The following is a 16972-nucleotide window of genomic DNA, read 5'->3' on the forward strand; positions in this document are numbered from 1 at the left end:
TGCCGGTGTAATGCGAACTTGACCACATCCTCAGGAGCGTTTCGATCATGATGATTGCTGCATTGCCTTCAAGACCGTCCCTGTTCGGGCGCGTGATTCGCAGCACGATTGCGGTTGCAAGCGCTCTGGCTGTTGCAGCCACGACCGTCATTCCGGCTCAGGCGCAGACGAGCAGCGTGCCTGTCGTGCGTGATGCCGAGATCGAAGCGCTGATTGCGGACTATTCGGCCCCCATTCTCAAGGCGGCAGGCTTGAACAGTCGCGGCGTGAAAGTGATTCTGGTCAATTCCCCCAGTTTCAACGCCTTTGTCGATGGACGACGCATCTTCATCAACACCGGCGCCATCATGCAGGCGGAAACGCCCAATGAAATCATCGGCGTCATTGCCCATGAGGCAGGCCATCTGGCAGGCGGCCATCAGGATCGTCTGCGCGAACAGCTGAAATCGGCCCGTACCATGGCCGTCATCGGCGCGCTTCTGGGTGTGGGGGCAGGTGTTGCGGGTGCGGCTACGGGCAATGGCGAAGCAGCCAAAGCCGGCGGTGGCATTGCCATGGGCAGTGCGGAAGCGGCCATGCGCACGCTGTTGAGCTATCAGCGCACGGAGGAAGCAACTGCTGACCGCATGGCGATCAACTATCTCAATGCCACGGGTCAATCAGCAAAGGGCATGTTGGATACATTCCAGCGCTTTGCCTCTGCGCTTTCGTTGTCCGGTACACAGGTTGACCAGTATCGCATCAGCCATCCGCTGCCGCGTGAACGCATTGCCAATCTGGAGGAGCTGGCGCGCAAGAGCCCCTATTTCGACAGGAAGGATTCGCCTGTCCTGCAATTGCGCCACGATCTGGCACGGGCAAAGATTGCCGCCTATTCCAACAATATGCGCGCCCTGAACAGCATGTTTCGCAAGGAGCCAACCGGCCTGCCGGCACGCTATGGCAACGCGATCGTGTCCTATCTGCATGGCTCGCCGAAGGCTGCCCTGCCGAAATTTGATGCGCTTATCAAGGAGCAGCCAAAGAACCCCTATTTTCATGAAATGCGCGGCGAAGTGCTGCTCAAGGCCAATGATCCGGCAGGGGCTGCCAAGGCATTTCAAACGGCCCTGTCGCTTGACCCGCGCAAACCTGCCATTCAGCGGATGAATTATGGCCGCGCGCTGATGCTGACCGGCAAGAAGGAGAACATGCAGGCCGCCATCAAGGAACTGAAGGCCGGCATTGCCGCCGATCCGGAATATCCGGTCGGCTATGGTTTTCTGGCACAGGCCTATGGCCAGCTGGGCGATATGGCGCGGGCCGATCTCGCCACAGCCGATATGAATTATTATTCAGGCAAATTGCAGCAGGCGAAAATTTTTGCCACCCGCGCACAAAAGCAGATGAAACCCGGATCACCGGACTGGCTACGTGCGCAAGACATCATCAATGCCAGGAAACCCAAGAAATAATCCGATCTGATCTGAGACAACCAATTCGGACTTCAGACCAACCATTTTGAAAGTGAGTACAATGAAAAATGCGGCATCCATCACCATAGCCAGCGCTGTTATCGGTGCAGTTGCACTGTCTGCAGGCTATTTTGCCGGCCAAAAGGGTTCAGTTGCCTCCCCTTCCGAACAGGCGGCAAGCATTGCCGTACCCATCAGCAGTGAAGCAATTGAAGGGGTTGTGCGCGATTATCTGCTCCAGAATCCTGAATTGCTCATCGAAGTGCAAACCGCGCTTGAAACCAAGCAGCAGGCTGAAGCCCAGGAGCAGGTGAGACAAATCCTCGCCGCCAACAAGGATATGCTGTTTGATCCGGCGTACGATGCCGTTTTCGGCAATCCCAATGGCGATGTCACGGTTGTCGAATTCTTCGACTATAATTGCGGCTATTGCAAACGTGCCTTCCCCGACATGCAGGCCATCATCAAGAACGATCCGAATGTGCGCTTCGTGATGAAGGAATTCCCGATCCTTGGCCCCGATTCGGTGCGCGCTCATATTGTTGCACAGGCATTCAAGGCCTTGATGCCGGAAAAATATGCTGATTACCATCAGGCGCTGATGACAGCACAATCACGCAGCACGGAAGAATCCGCCATTGCGGAAGCTGTCAAAATGGGAGTCGATGAAGCAAGACTGCGTGAAAAAATGAAGGATCCGGCCCTTGCCGATGCGTTCCAGAACAGCTACCAGCTTGCACGCAAGCTCAATATCAACGGCACGCCGTCCTATATCGTGGGCGAAGAGCTCATTCCGGGTGCAATCGGTGTGGATGGTCTGGTTGAGCGTATTGCGGCTGCCCGTGAGGCAAAACAGGGATAGAGCGCGCAGACTTGCGGTGGTCGTCCCTTGATCAGTCAGCTTCCAAACAGTCTGCCAGCAGCGTGCGGGAAGAGCAGGAAATACGGGAAAAACGCATTTTACTGCTAATCTACACCCAATTTGAGGGTTTCAGCTTGCCAGCAAGCCCTCTATATGGAATGCGATGTAGCTGACTTTGTGTTAGACACAGTTCAATTACGGACGGATATGTCGAAAACGGTTTTTGTTTTGAACGGCCCCAATCTCAATCTTCTCGGCAAGAGGGAACCGGGCATCTATGGCGTTGCGACGCTGGAAAACATTGCCGCAGCCTGTGAGCGTGAAGCCCAAAGGCTGGGTTTCGACATTGACTTTCGTCAATCCAATCATGAAGGCGATCTGGTAAGCTGGATTCAGGAGGCAGGGGAAAAAGGCGCCTATGTGCTGATCAATCCTGCCGCTTACACCCACACATCGATTGCCATTCATGATGCGATCCGTTCAGCCAAAGTTACGGTTGTCGAAGTGCATCTATCGAACATTCATGCGCGTGAGGCTTTCCGCCATCATTCCTATGTTTCCGCTGTCGCCCGCGGGGTGATCTGCGGCTTTGGTGCGGAAGGATACCTGCTCGGTCTGAACGCGCTTGCGGCAATTGCCAAAGAAGAAGAAACAACGGGCAAAGCGTAAAAGGGGCCTGATATGTCCAGCAAAAATTCCGTTATCGATAAGCAGACCATTCGTGATCTCGCTGATATTCTGAACGATACCGATCTCACCGATATCGAAATTGAAAATGGCGATCTGCGCATTCGCGTATCCCGCCATGTCACGGTGCAGACATCTGCAACCGTTGTTCCGGCTGCCGCAGCTGCGCCGGCACCGGCTCCGGCACCTGCGGCCACCCCGGCTCCAGCCGCTGAAGCCCCCAAGGCTGACATTGCAAAGAATGCCGTGACCTCGCCAATGGTTGGCACCGCCTATCTTGCTCCGGCTCCGGGCGCACGCGCATTCGTGGAAGTCGGCACCAAGGTCAAGGAAGGCCAGACCCTTCTCATCATCGAAGCGATGAAGACCATGAACCAGATTCCTGCGCCGCGCGCTGGCACCGTTACCGCCATTCTGGTGGAAGACGCACAGCCAGTTGAATTTGGCGAACCGCTTGTCGTGATCGAATAATCGATCAACGGCATGAACGGACTTAAGCTTTTCAATGAACGGGCAGCAAAGCGCAATGTTTCAAAAGATTCTCATAGCCAATCGTGGTGAAATCGCTCTTCGCGTGCTCAGGGCTTGCAAGGAACTGGGTATCAAGACGGTTGCCGTCCATTCGACCGCTGATGCCGATGCAATGCATGTGCGTCTGGCCGATGAAAGCGTTTGCATTGGGCCGGCTCCTTCACGCGATAGCTACCTGAATATTCATCAGATCGTCGCTGCCTGTGAAATCACCGGTGCCGATGCGATCCATCCTGGCTACGGCTTCCTGTCGGAAAATGCCAAATTCGCCGAAATCCTTGAGGCACATGGCATTACCTTCATTGGCCCGACCGCGTCCCATATCCGTATCATGGGCGATAAGATCGAGGCCAAGCGCACGGCAAAGCGCCTTGGCATTCCGGTTGTGCCGGGTTCCGACGGCGGCGTGACGGATGACAAGGAAGCAGCCCGCATTGCAGCTGAAATCGGCTATCCTGTCATCATCAAGGCTTCGGCCGGTGGCGGCGGTCGCGGCATGAAGGTGGCGCGCTCCGAAGAGGAGCTCTCTGTTGCCCTTGCAACGGCACGCACCGAAGCGGGGGCTGCCTTTGGCGATGATGCGGTCTATATCGAAAAATATCTCGAAAAGCCTCGCCACATCGAAGTACAGATCATGGGTGATGGCGCAGGCAATGCCATCCATCTGGGCGAACGCGACTGCTCGCTGCAGCGTCGTCACCAGAAGGTCTGGGAAGAGGCCAACTCCCCTGCCCTCAATGCGGAAGCACGCGACAAGATCGGCATGATCTGCGCCAATGCGATTGCCGAACTCGGCTATCGTGGCGCCGGCACGATCGAATTCCTCTATGAGGATGGCGAATTCTATTTCATTGAAATGAATACCCGTCTTCAGGTTGAACATCCGGTCACCGAAGCCATCACGGGCATTGATCTGGTGCATGAGCAGATCCGCGTTGCCGCTGGCCTTGGCCTGTCGGTCAAGCAGAAGGATGTGCGTTTTTCCGGCCATGCCATCGAATGCCGCATCAATGCCGAAGATCCGCGCACATTCACGCCGTCGCCGGGACGTATCACCCACTATCATACGCCAGGTGGCCTTGGCGTGCGCGTCGATTCGGGCGTCTATTCCGGCTATCGCATTCCGCCTTACTATGACAGCCTGATCGGCAAGCTGATCGTCCATGGCCGCAACCGCGTTGAATGCATGATGCGCCTGCGTCGTGCACTCGATGAATTTGTGGTCGATGGCGTCAAGACCACGCTTCCGCTGTTCCAGGATCTGATCAATAATCCGGATATTGCCAATGGTGACTATGACATCCATTGGCTGGAAAAATATCTGGCATCACAGACTGAAAGCGAGAGCGCATAAACAGTGACTGCAGGGGCAATACCGGATGAATATGCAATAGACCCGGAATTGCTCCTGCACGCCTATGCAAGCGGCGTCTTCCCCATGGCTGAAGATGCCGATGATCCGGAAATCTTCTGGGTTCGCCCCGAAAAACGCGGCATCATCCCCCTCGACAATTTTCACGTCCCCAAAAGCCTGCAAAAGACCATTCGCAAAGGCAGGTTTGAAATCCGCCGTAACAGCGACTTTGCCGGCGTGATTGACGGCTGTGCCAGCGGAACGGGCGCGCGCGCGCGTACCTGGATCAACCAGCCTATCCGTGAAGCCTATGCAAAGCTCTTTCAGCGCGGCCATTGTCACACGGTCGAGGCATGGCATGAGGACAAACTGGTTGGCGGGCTTTATGGGGTAAGTCTCGGCCGTGCCTTTTTTGGCGAAAGCATGTTCTCACGCATGACAGATGCGTCCAAGGTCTGTCTGGTACATCTGGTCGATCATCTGAAAAAGCGCGGCTTTGTCCTGCTCGACACGCAATTCATCACCCCGCATCTGCAACGATTCGGCGCGATCGAAATTGAACGGAAGCAATATGAAACACTTCTCGCCGAAGCGCTGAACGGATATGCCAGCTTCACCGACTGACTTGTGTCTTGCATTGCCAGTGACGGCACATCACAAACCGGAACCCGGTTCTGCTGACAGTCTGAAGCAGCCTTATTGCGGCGGCGGCACATCCGAGCTTTGCTTGCAGCTCTTCAGCCAGACGTCGTAAATGGGATGTTCGACTGCATTCAGTCCCGGGCTGTCGGCAAACATCCAGCCATTGAAAATGCGTCTTATCTTGCGATCGAGCGTGATTTCCTCAACCTGGACAAAGGCGTCCGTACGCGGGCTTTCATCTTCCGTGCGCGAGTAACAGACCTTTGGCGTCACCTGCAAGGCGCCAAACTGCACGGTCTCATTTATGTAGACATCAAAGGTCGTGATACGGCCCGTAATCTTGTCTAGCCCTGAAAATTCAGCCACAGGATTGGAAATACGCTCGGCCTCAGCCCTTGGCGTCCAGGCAATTGCAGCCAGCGCCAACAGAAGCGACATTGCCGCAGGGCGCGACAGTCGCTTATGAAAACAACGACTTTTATGGAAAGAATATAGGCTCAAAATCTATCCACGTCTCTCGTTGTTGATCCTGGCTTATGCGGGCACCCATTCATGCCATCGCATAATGGTGAGAATATGAAGCCATACAACCCTTCCTACATCCGAGCCGCCGGCCATGCATCGGCGTGCAGGAACAGGCAGAAGGCAACCGCTTGACGCAAAGCCCAGCCTAGTTGCCAGGCGTCCAGGCATCATATTCGCCGGTGACGCGCGGACGTTCCTTCTGCTCGGTACCAGGGCGTGCAATCGCTCCCTTCGGGCGATAGGCAAGCGGCGTGCCGGTCAGATTGATATGATGCGGCTTTTGCCACGGACGCGGCTTGTAGTCTTCCTGGCTTGGCGGCGTATCAACACGGTGGTGGATCCAGCCATGCCAGCCGGGAGGAATGGCGCTTGCTTCCGCATAGCCATTATAGATTACCCAACGGCGGGTGCGACCTTCAGAGTCCTTGCCGCCCTGATAATAAACATTGCCGAACTCATCTTCACCAACGCGTTCACCCTTGCGCCAGGTATGAAAGCGCGTACCGATCGTCTGACCGTTCCACCAGGTGAAGACTTGCTTAAGAAATTCCTTCATGGCCTATCCAGATCCAAATTGACCGCGAACGATACGTCGGGTTTTTTCCGCTTATGGCCCTATCGCGCTCTCAAGGCAAGAGCCAAGTTGCCATTCATGTTACACTATCCCATGCTTCACATGCGCCAGCCTGCGATTGGCTTTTCCATGATCAGAACCGGCTCCCTGCAGGTCGGATCCCCCCAATCCTCATTGCGGCCGATGCGCTGATAGCCTTTGCGTTCATAAAATCGCACAGCCCTGACATTGCGTTCAATCACCTCAAGGCGCATGGATTTCACATCCGGAAAGGCCATTTCCGCTTCCGCAAGCAGCATCGTCCCGATGCCATGCACCTGCGCTTGCGGTGCGACATAGAGCTGATGCAGGGATGCGTAGTCTGCATCCGTCTGACAGGCAAATGCCATGCCCTCAATCACGCCATTGCCATTATCCGCAACAAGAAATTCCGAATAAGGTTTGGAGAGATTGGCTTTCAGCCTCTCGATCGAATGCCAGTGTCCTGTCACGGCATCGACGATCTCGCGGCCAAGAATATCATCAAATGTGGCGCGCCAAGTTGCCACCAGCAGATCATGTACGGCTGGCAGATCGGCTTCACTGGCGCTTCTGACCCACATTATTCTTCAATCCCGAGCTTGGCCTTGACGAGCGCATTGACGGCCTGCGGATTGGCCTTGCCGCCAGTTGCCTTCATGACCTGACCAACGAACCAGCCAGCAAGCGTCGGCTTTGCCTTGGCCTGTTCGACCTTGTCCGGATTGGCGGCTATCACCTCATCAACAGCCTTTTCGATCGCACCGGTATCGGTGACCTGCTTCATGCCGCGCTCGTCAACGAGCTTCTTCGGATCACCGCCTTCATTCCAGACGATTTCAAACAGATCCTTGGCGATCTTGCCCGAAATCGTGCCTTCCTTGATGAGGTCGATGATCGCACCGAGCTGCTCAGGGCTGACGGGTGATTCTTCAATGCTCTTGCCGGCCTTGTTGAGGGCGCCAAGCAGATCATTGATGACCCAGTTGGCAGCAGCCTTGCCATCGCGTCCTGCAGCAACAGCCTCATAATAATCGGCAATGGCCTTTTCCGTGACCAGAATCGACGCGTCGTAAACCGAAATGCCCTGGGTTTCGATCAGTCGCTGCTTTTTCTCATCCGGCAATTCCGGCAGGTCCCTGGCCAGTTCATCGACAAAGGCCTGATCCAGTTCAAGCGGCAGCAGGTCAGGATCCGGGAAATAACGATAGTCATGCGCTTCTTCCTTGGAGCGCATGGAGCGTGTCTCGCCCTTGACCGGATCGAACAGACGGGTTTCCTGCTCGACAACGCCACCATCTTCCAGAATGGCGATCTGGCGGCGGGCTTCATATTCAATCGCCTGACCAACAAAGCGAATCGAATTGACGTTCTTGATTTCGCAGCGCGTGCCGAATTCGCCGCCCGGACGACGGACCGAGACATTCACGTCCGCGCGCATGGAGCCTTCATCCATGTTTCCGTCACAGGTGCCAAGATAGCGCAGGATGGTGCGCAGTTTGGTCAGATAGGCACGTGCCTCGTCAGATGAGCGCATATCCGGCTTGGAGACGATTTCCATCAGCGCCACGCCAGAGCGATTGAGGTCGACATAGGACATGGTCGGATGCTGGTCATGCAGCGACTTGCCGGCATCCTGTTCCAAATGCAGACGTTCAATACCGATCTCGACATCCTCAAACTGACCCTTGTTGTCCGGGCCGACCGAAATCGTGATCTTGCCCTCTCCGACAATCGGCTGCTTGTACTGCGAAATCTGATAGCCCTGCGGCAAGTCAGGATAAAAATAGTTCTTGCGGTCAAAAACCGACTTCAGATTGATCTTGGCCTTCAGACCAAGGCCTGTGCGGATGGCCTGCTTGACGCATTCGATGTTGATCACCGGCAGCATGCCAGGCATCGCCGCATCAACGAGCGATACATTGGAATTAGGCTCCGCACCGAATTCGGTCGAAGCGCCGGAAAACAGCTTCGATTTGGACGTCACCTGTGCATGGACTTCCATGCCGATGACAACTTCCCAGTCGCCGGTGGCGCCAGAGATGAAGCGTTTGGGTTCAGGCGTGCGCGTATCGATAATAGACATTCTTGTTCGTCAACACTCTGATTGGGCTGAAATGGATTGATTACTGGCTAGAACAAAGCGCCAGATGACGCAAGCTTTTCACGCCCGAAATGACGCGACAAACGAAAAGGCCGCGCTTGGCGCGGCCTTTTCCTGACAGGTACAGACTTGATCAGGCCTCTTCCGACTTGCCCTCATCGGCCTTCTTCTTGGACGCAGCCTTCTTCTTTGGTGCGGCCTTCTTGGCAGGCTTTGCTTCAGCTTCGTCGTCTTCGGCCGTCAGCTCTTCCTTGGTGACCTTCTTGTCGGTAACCGAGATATTGGCGAGCAGATGGTCAACAACCTTTTCTTCGAAGATCGGCGCACGCAGATTGGCAACGGCTTCCGGCGTACGACGCAGGAATTCGTAGACTTCCTTTTCCTGACCCGGATAGCGACGAACCTGATCATAAACAGCGCGCTGCAGCTCTTCGTCCCTGACTTCTACCCCAGCCTTTTCACCGATTTCCGACAGAACGAGACCGAGACGGACGCGGCGTTCGGCAAGCTTGCGATATTCTTCGCGGGCTGCCTCTTCCGTGGTTTCCTCATCCTCAAAGGTACGGCCTGCCTGCTGCAGATCGAAATTGATCTGACGCCAGATATTGTTGAACTCGGCCTCAACCAGCTTCTGCGGAATTTCAAACTGGTAATCCGCATCAAGCGCGTCGAGAATCTGACGCTTTACCTTCTGGCGGGTGATCTGGCCATACTGGCTTTCGATCTGCTCGCGAACGATCTGACGCAGACGTTCCAGCGATTCAATGCCGAGCTTCTTGGCAACCTCGTCATCGAGAACAAGCTCATTCGGCTTGGCAACTTCCTTGACCTTGATGTCGAAGGTTGCTTCCTTGCCAGCCAGATGGGTTGCACCATAGTCTTCAGGGAAGGTTACGGTGATGACCTTTTCATCACCTGCCTTGACGCCGATGAGCTGATCTTCAAAGCCCGGGATGAACTGACCGGAGCCGAGAACGAGCTGGGCATCATTGTCGGCACCGCCTTCAAACGGCTCGCCGTCGAGCTTGCCGAGATAGTCGATCGTGACACGATCGTCCTTTTCAGCCTTGCCCTTCTTGGGTTCGTAGGTGCGGGTCGAATCGGCAATGCGCTTGACCTGCTCATCGACTTCCTCGTCCGAAATATCAACAACTTCGCGGGTAACCGCGATCTTGGTGAAATCCTTCAGTTCGATCTTCGGCAGAACTTCATAGTTCAGCGAGAAAACGAAATCGGCCTTGCCTTCGAGAACCTTTTCGGCCTCTTTCTCGTCTTCCGACATGATGACTTCCGGCTGGGTTGCCGACTTTTCACCACGCTCAGCCAGAAGCGAACGGGTCGAATCGTTCAGGATTTCGTTGATGATTTCAGCCATGAAGGACTTGCCGTACATCTTGCGCAGATGCGAGACCGGAACCTTACCCGGACGGAAGCCATTGATGCGAGCGCGGCCACGCGCAGTTTCGAGCCGCTCTGCGAGCTTGGCTTCGAGATCTCCGGCCGGAACCACGACTTTAATCTCGCGCTTCAGCCCTTCATTGAGCGTTTCGGTAACCTGCATGTTCAAACCTTCACTTCTCTTATTGTCCCGCCGTCTCCGGCGATCCGCCACATCGCGGGATAGAAATTCCTCTGCCTTATGCGACAGGCGTGAATGACAGCCATTCACTATCGTTTCTGTCACACAAAGCCTTGCAAATCGGGGTTTCGATCATCAAGTTCCAACATTGTGGCCCACCTTGCAGCGTTTTTGTGGCACAACTACACGCTGATAACCGAACCCACGGCGATTTGCACACTCAATTAAGGTGAGAAATCACTTACGTCAATGCAAAACAGCCTGAAATCCGGCCTGTTTGCCTGCGCAGTGAACATCACGACCATGGTTTTCAGGCCAATGCCATCCCCCTGCCCCGACGCTGACAGCTCGGCCTGCCCCATTATGCTGTCAATTCAAAGAATTGCGAGAATTCCTCGCGCAATTCCTCCTCGTCAGACAAATCCGGCTCACCGGCGAAGACTTCGGCAATATCGGCGCGTTCCCTTGATACCCCATCAAGGAGCGGAACGCGTGCTGCGACTTTTACCAGCTCTTCCATGATACCTGCACAGTAAAGCACGACATCGCAACCGGCCGTGATGATATTTTCCGCCAGGTCGCCCAGATCACCCGACAGCGCTTTCATCGACAGATCATCGCTCATGATCAGGCCATCAAAGCCGATCAGATCACGCATGACATTATTCAGGATGGTTGGCGAAAGTGTTGCCGGATTTGCCGGATCAAGACATTCAAACACGACATGCGCCGTCATGGCCATCGGCAGATCATTCAGCGCCATGAAGGGCACGAAATCATGTGCAACAAGCTCACTCAAAGGCACATTTACCCGCGCCAGTTCCTTGTGCGTATCGACAAAGGCACGACCGTGGCCCGGCATATGCTTCATGACCGGAAGGACTCCCCCCGCCAGCAAGCCTTCAGCCGCAGCGCGCCCAAGGGTTGCCACTGCATGCGGATTACGCGAATAAGCGCGCGTGCCAATCACATCGTTCGCGCCCTCGATCGGCACATCCAGCACAGGCAGACAGTCCACATTGATGCCAAGCTTCAGCAGATCAAAGGCATGCAGACGCGCCTGCAACCAGGCCGCGCGCAGGCCGGCCTCCTGATTGCGCGCATAAATTGCCCCGATCTCAGATGCGGACGGGTAATTGGGCACAAGCGGTGGGCGCAGCCGCTGAACACGACCGCCTTCCTGATCGATCAGGATCGGCAATTGCGGCCGACCCGTCAGATCGCGCAAATGCGCGGTCAGATCAGCCACCTGCTCAAGGCTTTCAATATTGCGGGCAAACAGAATGAAGCCCCATGGAGCCTCATCCCGGAAAAAGGCAATTTCATCGGCCGTCAGTTTCGTTCCGGACAGACCGGCAATCCAAGCCTTGCATTCAACCATGTGAAAATTCCCCTGAAGCTCGCCGATGCATGCTGCGTCGTAACAAGTGAGACAGAACCATTGCTATCAAGAAAGGGGCGAACCAGTCGCCCCTTTTCTCATTTTTTCATACAGAGAACGCGCCCTGGGATCAGATGATCCATGCCAACGGCCATTACCGCGTTACAAGGCAGCTTCCGCCGGCAGCTTTCAGGCGATTGCACAGTGCCGTTGCATCCTCGCGCGAGCCGGCGCTGACACGTACACGATAATATGTGCCCTTGCCCGGAATATCGGCGCGCTTGATATCGACGCTGCGTCCGCCAATCACGCTACCATATTTGCGCGCAATATCGGCATAGGATTTCTGCGCAAGTTCAGCGGAAGGCTGCGAGGAAACCTGAATGAAATAACCGCCACCATTGGCAGCCCCCACAGCCGCGGCAGGCTGTGCCGGTTGCGCCGCCTGGGCAGGTGCCGTTTCAGCCTGTGCGCGTTGCGGCACCTTGGCCACGACAGTGACCGGCTGCTGTGCCGGACGCGATGGCACAAGCGGCGCCTTGACAGGCGGCTTGACCTGTTCTGCTGGCTTAGTCTGCTCTTCAGGTTTTGCAGCCGTTTCCGGCGGCCTAATCGGCTCGGGCGCCGGATCGCCACCAGCGGCAATTTCCGCGATCTGATCGCGACCGGCCGTTTCGCTGGCCGGGCTTTCAGCACTCTTCACTGCTTCCGGTTCTGGTGTTGCAGGCTGCGTGACGGCCGGCTCTTTTGCTGAAGGCGGCAGAATCGTTCCATCCGAGCGGACAACCATGGTTTCCACTTCACGCGGCTTGATCAGAGGCTCAGGCTCCGACCTCTCTGCAGGAGGCTGTGCGCTGGCAACATTTTCACCCTGGCCCTCATCCTCAGGTGATTCGCTGTCATCCGTACCGGAAATATCAATCGGATCTTCTCCGGTTGTAATCAGCTGCTTCTGTTCCGGGCTGTCCGGCAAGGTGCCGCTGACACGGTCGTAGACTGCCTTGTCCTGATTGGGCACAACAACCCCGCCCGGATTTTCCGGCTGTACCTTGACAGGCTGATCATCAGCGCGAATGAGCACAGGCTCATCCGAACCGCCATCGGCAAGGAAATGATAGCCCACACCGCCCAACAACACGGCAACGCCGGCAATCGTGGCAAAGATCAAGCCGCGGCGGCCACGTACCGGGCGTTCGCGATAGGCATCTGCCGCCCTGCCCAGATCGTCCTCGGCCGGCATGCTGGCACGCGCGCCATAATCATCGCCTTCCAGTGCCTGCGAACCCTGCATGGCCCAATGGTTGTAGAAATCCTCCGAGCTTGCCGTTGCACTGCTGGAAGACTGCGACGCCGTCTTGGCGCGAATATAGGAATCTGCGGCCGCATCAAGTCCCATTGCGGTTGTGGCAGCAAGCTTTCCGCCCGGCAGATAGGTTGAGGCGCTTTCGCGGAAAATATCCTCGAATGCCTTGTCGGCTTCGCTTTGTGTTTCGGTCTGGGTTGCCGTTTCATCCACTTCAATCGTGTTGAAGACGTCGGCAAACTCGGCTTCCAGCTCGGCAAGGCGGGCGGAAGGCTCTTCCTCACCATAATCCACTTCCGGCAGATCAAAGGCATGGGTCTGCTCGACCTTGCTTTCGGAAACCGAGAGGGTTTCAATCTCAGGCGGCGGAGTGAAAGCCGCGCTCTTCTGGCCAGACAGGGATGTAAAAGACGGCACACTGTCATCATCCGCCCTGGCAACCTGTTCTGCCGAAGCATCCGCAAATGCGTGTTCGTCTGCTTCAGCTACCCTGCGCATATCCGACTGGAAGAAATCATCCATGTCGAGATCATCAGTCGTCAGACTGATCTCATCCTGCTGAGCAGCAAGGTGATCACCGGATGGCTCGAAATCAAAATCATCATCGGTCAGCTCAAGACCGTCCAGACTGAAGAGATCATCCTCTGTTGCCTCTGCGCCGTCTGCCGCCTGTGTCTGCTGCGGCTCAAAGGCAAAATCATCGTCAAGTGAGAGGTCATGCTCGTCATCGTCGCCTGACGAAAACGCATTTTCGCCTGCCTGTCCCATCGATGCGTCTTGCGCATGGCGGCTTGTTGACTGCTCACCAGTGGCAAAATTGCTCAGCTTGTAGCGCGGGAAACCGGAGGGCTCGACCAGACGTGAATAAGCGGCCGTTTCACCTGTCTCAGGCTCATCATGCACCGTTTCTTCGGCAAGATCGACTTCTTCCAGCCGGAAATCATGTTCATCAAAGCTGATATCCGGTTCAGCCTCAGGCTGGTAATCAACTGCTGCGGCATGATTGTCTTCTACGACCGGCTGATGGTCCTGATGGGCTGCGGCGTAATCCCGCTGCTGTGTCTCGGGATCATGAGTGCCATCACTGGAAAACAGCAGTCGTTCCAACTCGTCTTCAAGCGATAGAGCAGGTTCTTGTGGCGCAGCAGCCTGATGGCCGACATCATATGCCTGCACCGGTATATCCGACTGCCAGTCCGACGCAGACTCATGCCATTCCGGCTCATGCCCTTGCCTGTCGGACGGCGCATGATCATGTGTTTCTGCCACATGCGCTACCGGCTCATGCTCGGCATAATCATGCTGTTCTGGCGTATGCCGCTCATGTGCGAAATGCGGCTCGGTATCGTCATAAGGTTGCGCCTCATAACGGACAGAATGCTGCGCAGTCTCCTCAGCATAATGGGAGCCGCCTTCGATCACATCATCAAAATTGAACGGATCGATGGCCTCGCCCTGCTCCACATCGACAAATTCCATGACTTCAGGCGCGCCTGACTGTGCCTGCGGCGCAGGCGGCAGATCATCATCAAGACTCAATTCCAGGGGATCGAGCGAGAAATCAATATCCGCATCCTGATGGGAAAACTCCTGTTCAAGCACAGGATGATGGCCTTCCGAATGGAAATCAGACGGCTGCCGGCCCGTGATATGCGGCTGTTCATCGGCTGGATGTGACGGCGTCAGGAAATTGTCAAAATCACCATATAATTCCCGTTCCAGATCAAGTACCGGGTCAACACCCCCGTCACCAGCATAAGGATCATTCACATGACGCGCATTCTGATCAGCACTGCCTGCAGCAGGCCTGTCGAAGCTGAAAATCCGCGATAGTTCCATCAGCGGATCATCTTCGTGCAACGGGCGATTTTCGTGACCTGACTTGGCACCGCTGTCCGTCATGACTTGATTCCTAACCCTAACCCTGGACGCCGCAATACGTCCCAACCAAAGCTTTATAGCTAGGCATTATGGGCAAAAGTTGACAGCAGCCATGCGCCGAAGGGAGGCCTGCGACTTGCGTCAACGCTGACATCCCATCCGTTCGACCCTTGCCACAGCCTTGTCAGTCACAAACCGACAAGCGCGGCAGCCGACCAATCCCATTGCCCCGCCCCGCATCACCGGGGCGTCAATGCCGGGATCCTGTTCAAACAGCGCCTCCAGAATGATGTTCCTGAAACGCTATTCTAGCGCATTTCCGTTGGCGCGTCCGCACCGATAATCGTCAGTCCGGAGGTCAGCACATCGGAAACAGCCTGCACCAGCCCTAACCTAGCCAATGACAAATTAGGCTGGTTAACCTTAATAAAACGTAAGTCCGGATTTTCCGTACCCTTGTTCCATTGCGAATGGAAGGCACTCGCAAGATCATAGAGGTAGAAAGCCAGACGGTGCGGCTCCTGATGGATGGCAGCTGATTCGATCAGGCGCGGATATTCGGCAAGCTTGCGCACCAGTGCAATTTCGCTCTCATCGGTCAGTTCCCCCAGATGCTTGGCCATGGTTGCCCGGTCAAGCTCGGCCAGGCCGAGCTGTTCGGCCGCCTGACGGAACACCGAATGGCAGCGCGCCGAGGCATATTGCACGTAGAAGACCGGATTGTCCTTGGACTGTTCGGTTACCTTGGCAAAGTCGAAATCAAGCGGTGCGTCATTCTTGCGGTAAAGCATCATGAAGCGCACCGGATCGCGGCCAACCTCATCCACCACATCGCGCAGCGTGACGAATTCGCCTGCCCGCTTGGACATGCGTACCGGCTCGCCATTGCGGAACAGCTTGACGAGCTGACACAAGAGAACGGTAAGCTTGGCCTTGCCACTGGAGACAGCGCGCGCAACGGCTTCCAGACGCTTGACATAGCCGCCATGGTCAGCACCGAGAATATAGATCATCTCGTTGAAACCACGATCAAACTTGTCCTTGAAATAGGCAACATCGGCAGCAAAGTAGGTGAAGCTGCCATCCGACTTCATCAGCGGACGATCAATATCATCCCCCACCTCGGTCGAGCGGAACAGGGTCTGTTCGCGATCTTCCCAGTCTTCCGGAAGCTGGCCCTTCGGCGGCGGAAGCTTGCCCTTGTAGACATGCCCCTTCAGCGTCAGGTCATTGATGGCATTGCGGATTGCGCGGGCATGATCGGCATGCAACTTGCGTTCGGAAAAGAACACATCGTGATGGACATTGAGCGCGTCCAGATCGGCGCGGATCATCGCCATCATCGCATCAATCGTGCGCTCCTTGACGAGACTCAAGGCTTCATCTTCCGGCATTTCCAGAAGCTTGTTGCCAAATTCCCTGGCCAGAGCCTGCCCGACCGGCACCAAATAATCGCCCGGATAAAGACCTGCCGGAATTTCACCAATCTGTTCGCCCAGTGCCTCGCGATAGCGCAGCATGGCGGAACGTGCCAGAACATCGATCTGCGCGCCCGCATCATTGATGTAATATTCCTTGACGACATCATAGCCGGCAAATTTCAGCAGATTTGCCAGAACATCGCCTACAACCGCGCCGCGGCAATGACCAACATGCATCGGCCCGGTCGGATTGGCCGAAACATATTCGACATTGACCTTGATGCCCTGCCCAAGCGTCGAGCGACCAAAATCGGTGCCTGCGGCAAGCATATTGGCAAGCTGACGCTGCCAGTAGCTCTGCTTCAGGCGCAGATTGATGAAGCCCGGGCCTGCGACATCAACCGAATCGACATCCTCATCCTGCTTGAGGGCTGCGGCGATCGTGGCTGCCAGTTCACGCGGGTTCTGGCCGACAGCCTTTGACAAAACCATCGCAGCATTGGTTGAAATATCGCCATGCGACGGATCACGCGGCGGTTCGACACCAATACGCGACAGGTCAAGCGCGCTGCCATCTTTTGATTTCAGATCAAGATCTTGCAACGTCTTTTTGATACGCGTACCGAAATCTGCAAAGATATTCATGGTCTGTCCTG

The 16972-nt window shown here is 55.7% G+C and carries 13 protein-coding genes and 1 pseudogene; 6 read left to right on the forward strand and 8 right to left on the reverse strand.

Translation table 11 applies throughout. The annotated features are described in order from the left end of the window. Nucleotides 1-47: 47 nt before the first annotated feature. The 6 genes and pseudogenes from ACFO1V_RS13450 (at nucleotide 48) to aat (ending at nucleotide 5512) form a co-directional block, all read left to right on the forward strand. Nucleotides 48-1454 (forward strand): M48 family metalloprotease, encoded by a 1407-nt coding sequence (locus ACFO1V_RS13450; protein ID WP_374832435.1) that lies wholly within the window; start codon nucleotides 48-50, stop codon nucleotides 1452-1454. A gap of 61 nt (nucleotides 1455-1515) precedes the next feature. Continuing rightward, nucleotides 1516-2316: a DsbA family protein gene (locus ACFO1V_RS13455; protein WP_374832437.1), complete on the forward strand. Its 801-nt coding sequence runs from the start codon at nucleotides 1516-1518 to the stop codon at nucleotides 2314-2316. A gap of 207 nt (nucleotides 2317-2523) precedes the next feature. Then, nucleotides 2524-2996: pseudogene (aroQ, locus tag ACFO1V_RS13460) on the forward strand (type II 3-dehydroquinate dehydratase). Nucleotide 2997: 1 nt separating this feature from the next. Continuing rightward, nucleotides 2998-3474 carry an acetyl-CoA carboxylase biotin carboxyl carrier protein gene (gene accB, locus ACFO1V_RS13465; RefSeq protein WP_374832439.1) on the forward strand — a complete coding sequence of 159 codons (477 nt, stop codon included), beginning with the start codon at nucleotides 2998-3000 and terminating at the stop codon, nucleotides 3472-3474. 55 nt (nucleotides 3475-3529) lie between these two features. Continuing rightward, nucleotides 3530-4888, forward strand: coding sequence for an acetyl-CoA carboxylase biotin carboxylase subunit (gene accC, locus ACFO1V_RS13470; protein WP_374832441.1), 1359 nt, complete (start codon nucleotides 3530-3532; stop codon nucleotides 4886-4888). A gap of 48 nt (nucleotides 4889-4936) precedes the next feature. Beyond that, nucleotides 4937-5512, forward strand: a complete 576-nt coding sequence (gene aat / locus ACFO1V_RS13475; protein WP_374832498.1) for a leucyl/phenylalanyl-tRNA--protein transferase — start codon at nucleotides 4937-4939, stop codon at nucleotides 5510-5512. A gap of 72 nt (nucleotides 5513-5584) precedes the next feature. Here the strand turns inward: aat and ACFO1V_RS13480 are convergent, their stop codons facing one another. From ACFO1V_RS13480 to argS, 8 genes are all read right to left on the reverse strand, one after another. After that, nucleotides 5585-5968 (reverse strand): DUF2155 domain-containing protein, encoded by a 384-nt coding sequence (locus ACFO1V_RS13480; protein WP_374832443.1) that lies wholly within the window; start codon nucleotides 5966-5968, stop codon nucleotides 5585-5587. A gap of 232 nt (nucleotides 5969-6200) precedes the next feature. Continuing rightward, nucleotides 6201-6611 carry an NADH:ubiquinone oxidoreductase subunit NDUFA12 gene (locus ACFO1V_RS13485; protein ID WP_374832445.1) on the reverse strand — a complete coding sequence of 137 codons (411 nt, stop codon included), beginning with the start codon at nucleotides 6609-6611 and terminating at the stop codon, nucleotides 6201-6203. Nucleotides 6612-6727: 116 nt separating this feature from the next. Beyond that, nucleotides 6728-7231 (reverse strand): GNAT family N-acetyltransferase, encoded by a 504-nt coding sequence (locus ACFO1V_RS13490; RefSeq protein ID WP_374832447.1) that lies wholly within the window; start codon nucleotides 7229-7231, stop codon nucleotides 6728-6730. Then, nucleotides 7231-8733: an Asp-tRNA(Asn)/Glu-tRNA(Gln) amidotransferase subunit GatB gene (gene gatB / locus ACFO1V_RS13495; RefSeq protein WP_374832449.1), complete on the reverse strand. Its 1503-nt coding sequence runs from the start codon at nucleotides 8731-8733 to the stop codon at nucleotides 7231-7233. The genes ACFO1V_RS13490 and gatB overlap by 1 nt, the downstream gene beginning before the upstream one ends. 151 nt (nucleotides 8734-8884) lie before the next feature. Continuing rightward, on the reverse strand, nucleotides 8885-10312 hold the full coding sequence (gene tig / locus ACFO1V_RS13500) for a trigger factor (RefSeq protein WP_374832451.1): 1428 nt from the start codon (nucleotides 10310-10312) through the stop codon (nucleotides 8885-8887). Between the two features lie 379 nt (nucleotides 10313-10691). Continuing rightward, the gene (gene nagZ, locus ACFO1V_RS13505) at nucleotides 10692-11711 is read right to left on the reverse strand and encodes a beta-N-acetylhexosaminidase (protein WP_374832453.1); all 1020 of its coding nucleotides are present in this window, start codon (nucleotides 11709-11711) and stop codon (nucleotides 10692-10694) included. A 154-nt stretch (nucleotides 11712-11865) separates the two neighbouring features. Beyond that, entirely contained in the window at nucleotides 11866-14916 is a 3051-nt protein-coding gene (locus ACFO1V_RS13510; RefSeq protein ID WP_374832455.1) for an SPOR domain-containing protein, read from the reverse strand. Between the two features lie 287 nt (nucleotides 14917-15203). Further along, a complete protein-coding gene (gene argS, locus ACFO1V_RS13515; protein ID WP_374832457.1) occupies nucleotides 15204-16961 on the reverse strand; it encodes an arginine--tRNA ligase in 1758 nt (585 codons plus the stop codon). Between the last annotated feature and the right edge of the window lie 11 nt (nucleotides 16962-16972).

Source organism: Daeguia caeni, assembly GCF_042653845.1.
GTDB classification, from domain to species: Bacteria; Pseudomonadota; Alphaproteobacteria; order Rhizobiales; family Rhizobiaceae; genus Brucella; species Brucella caeni.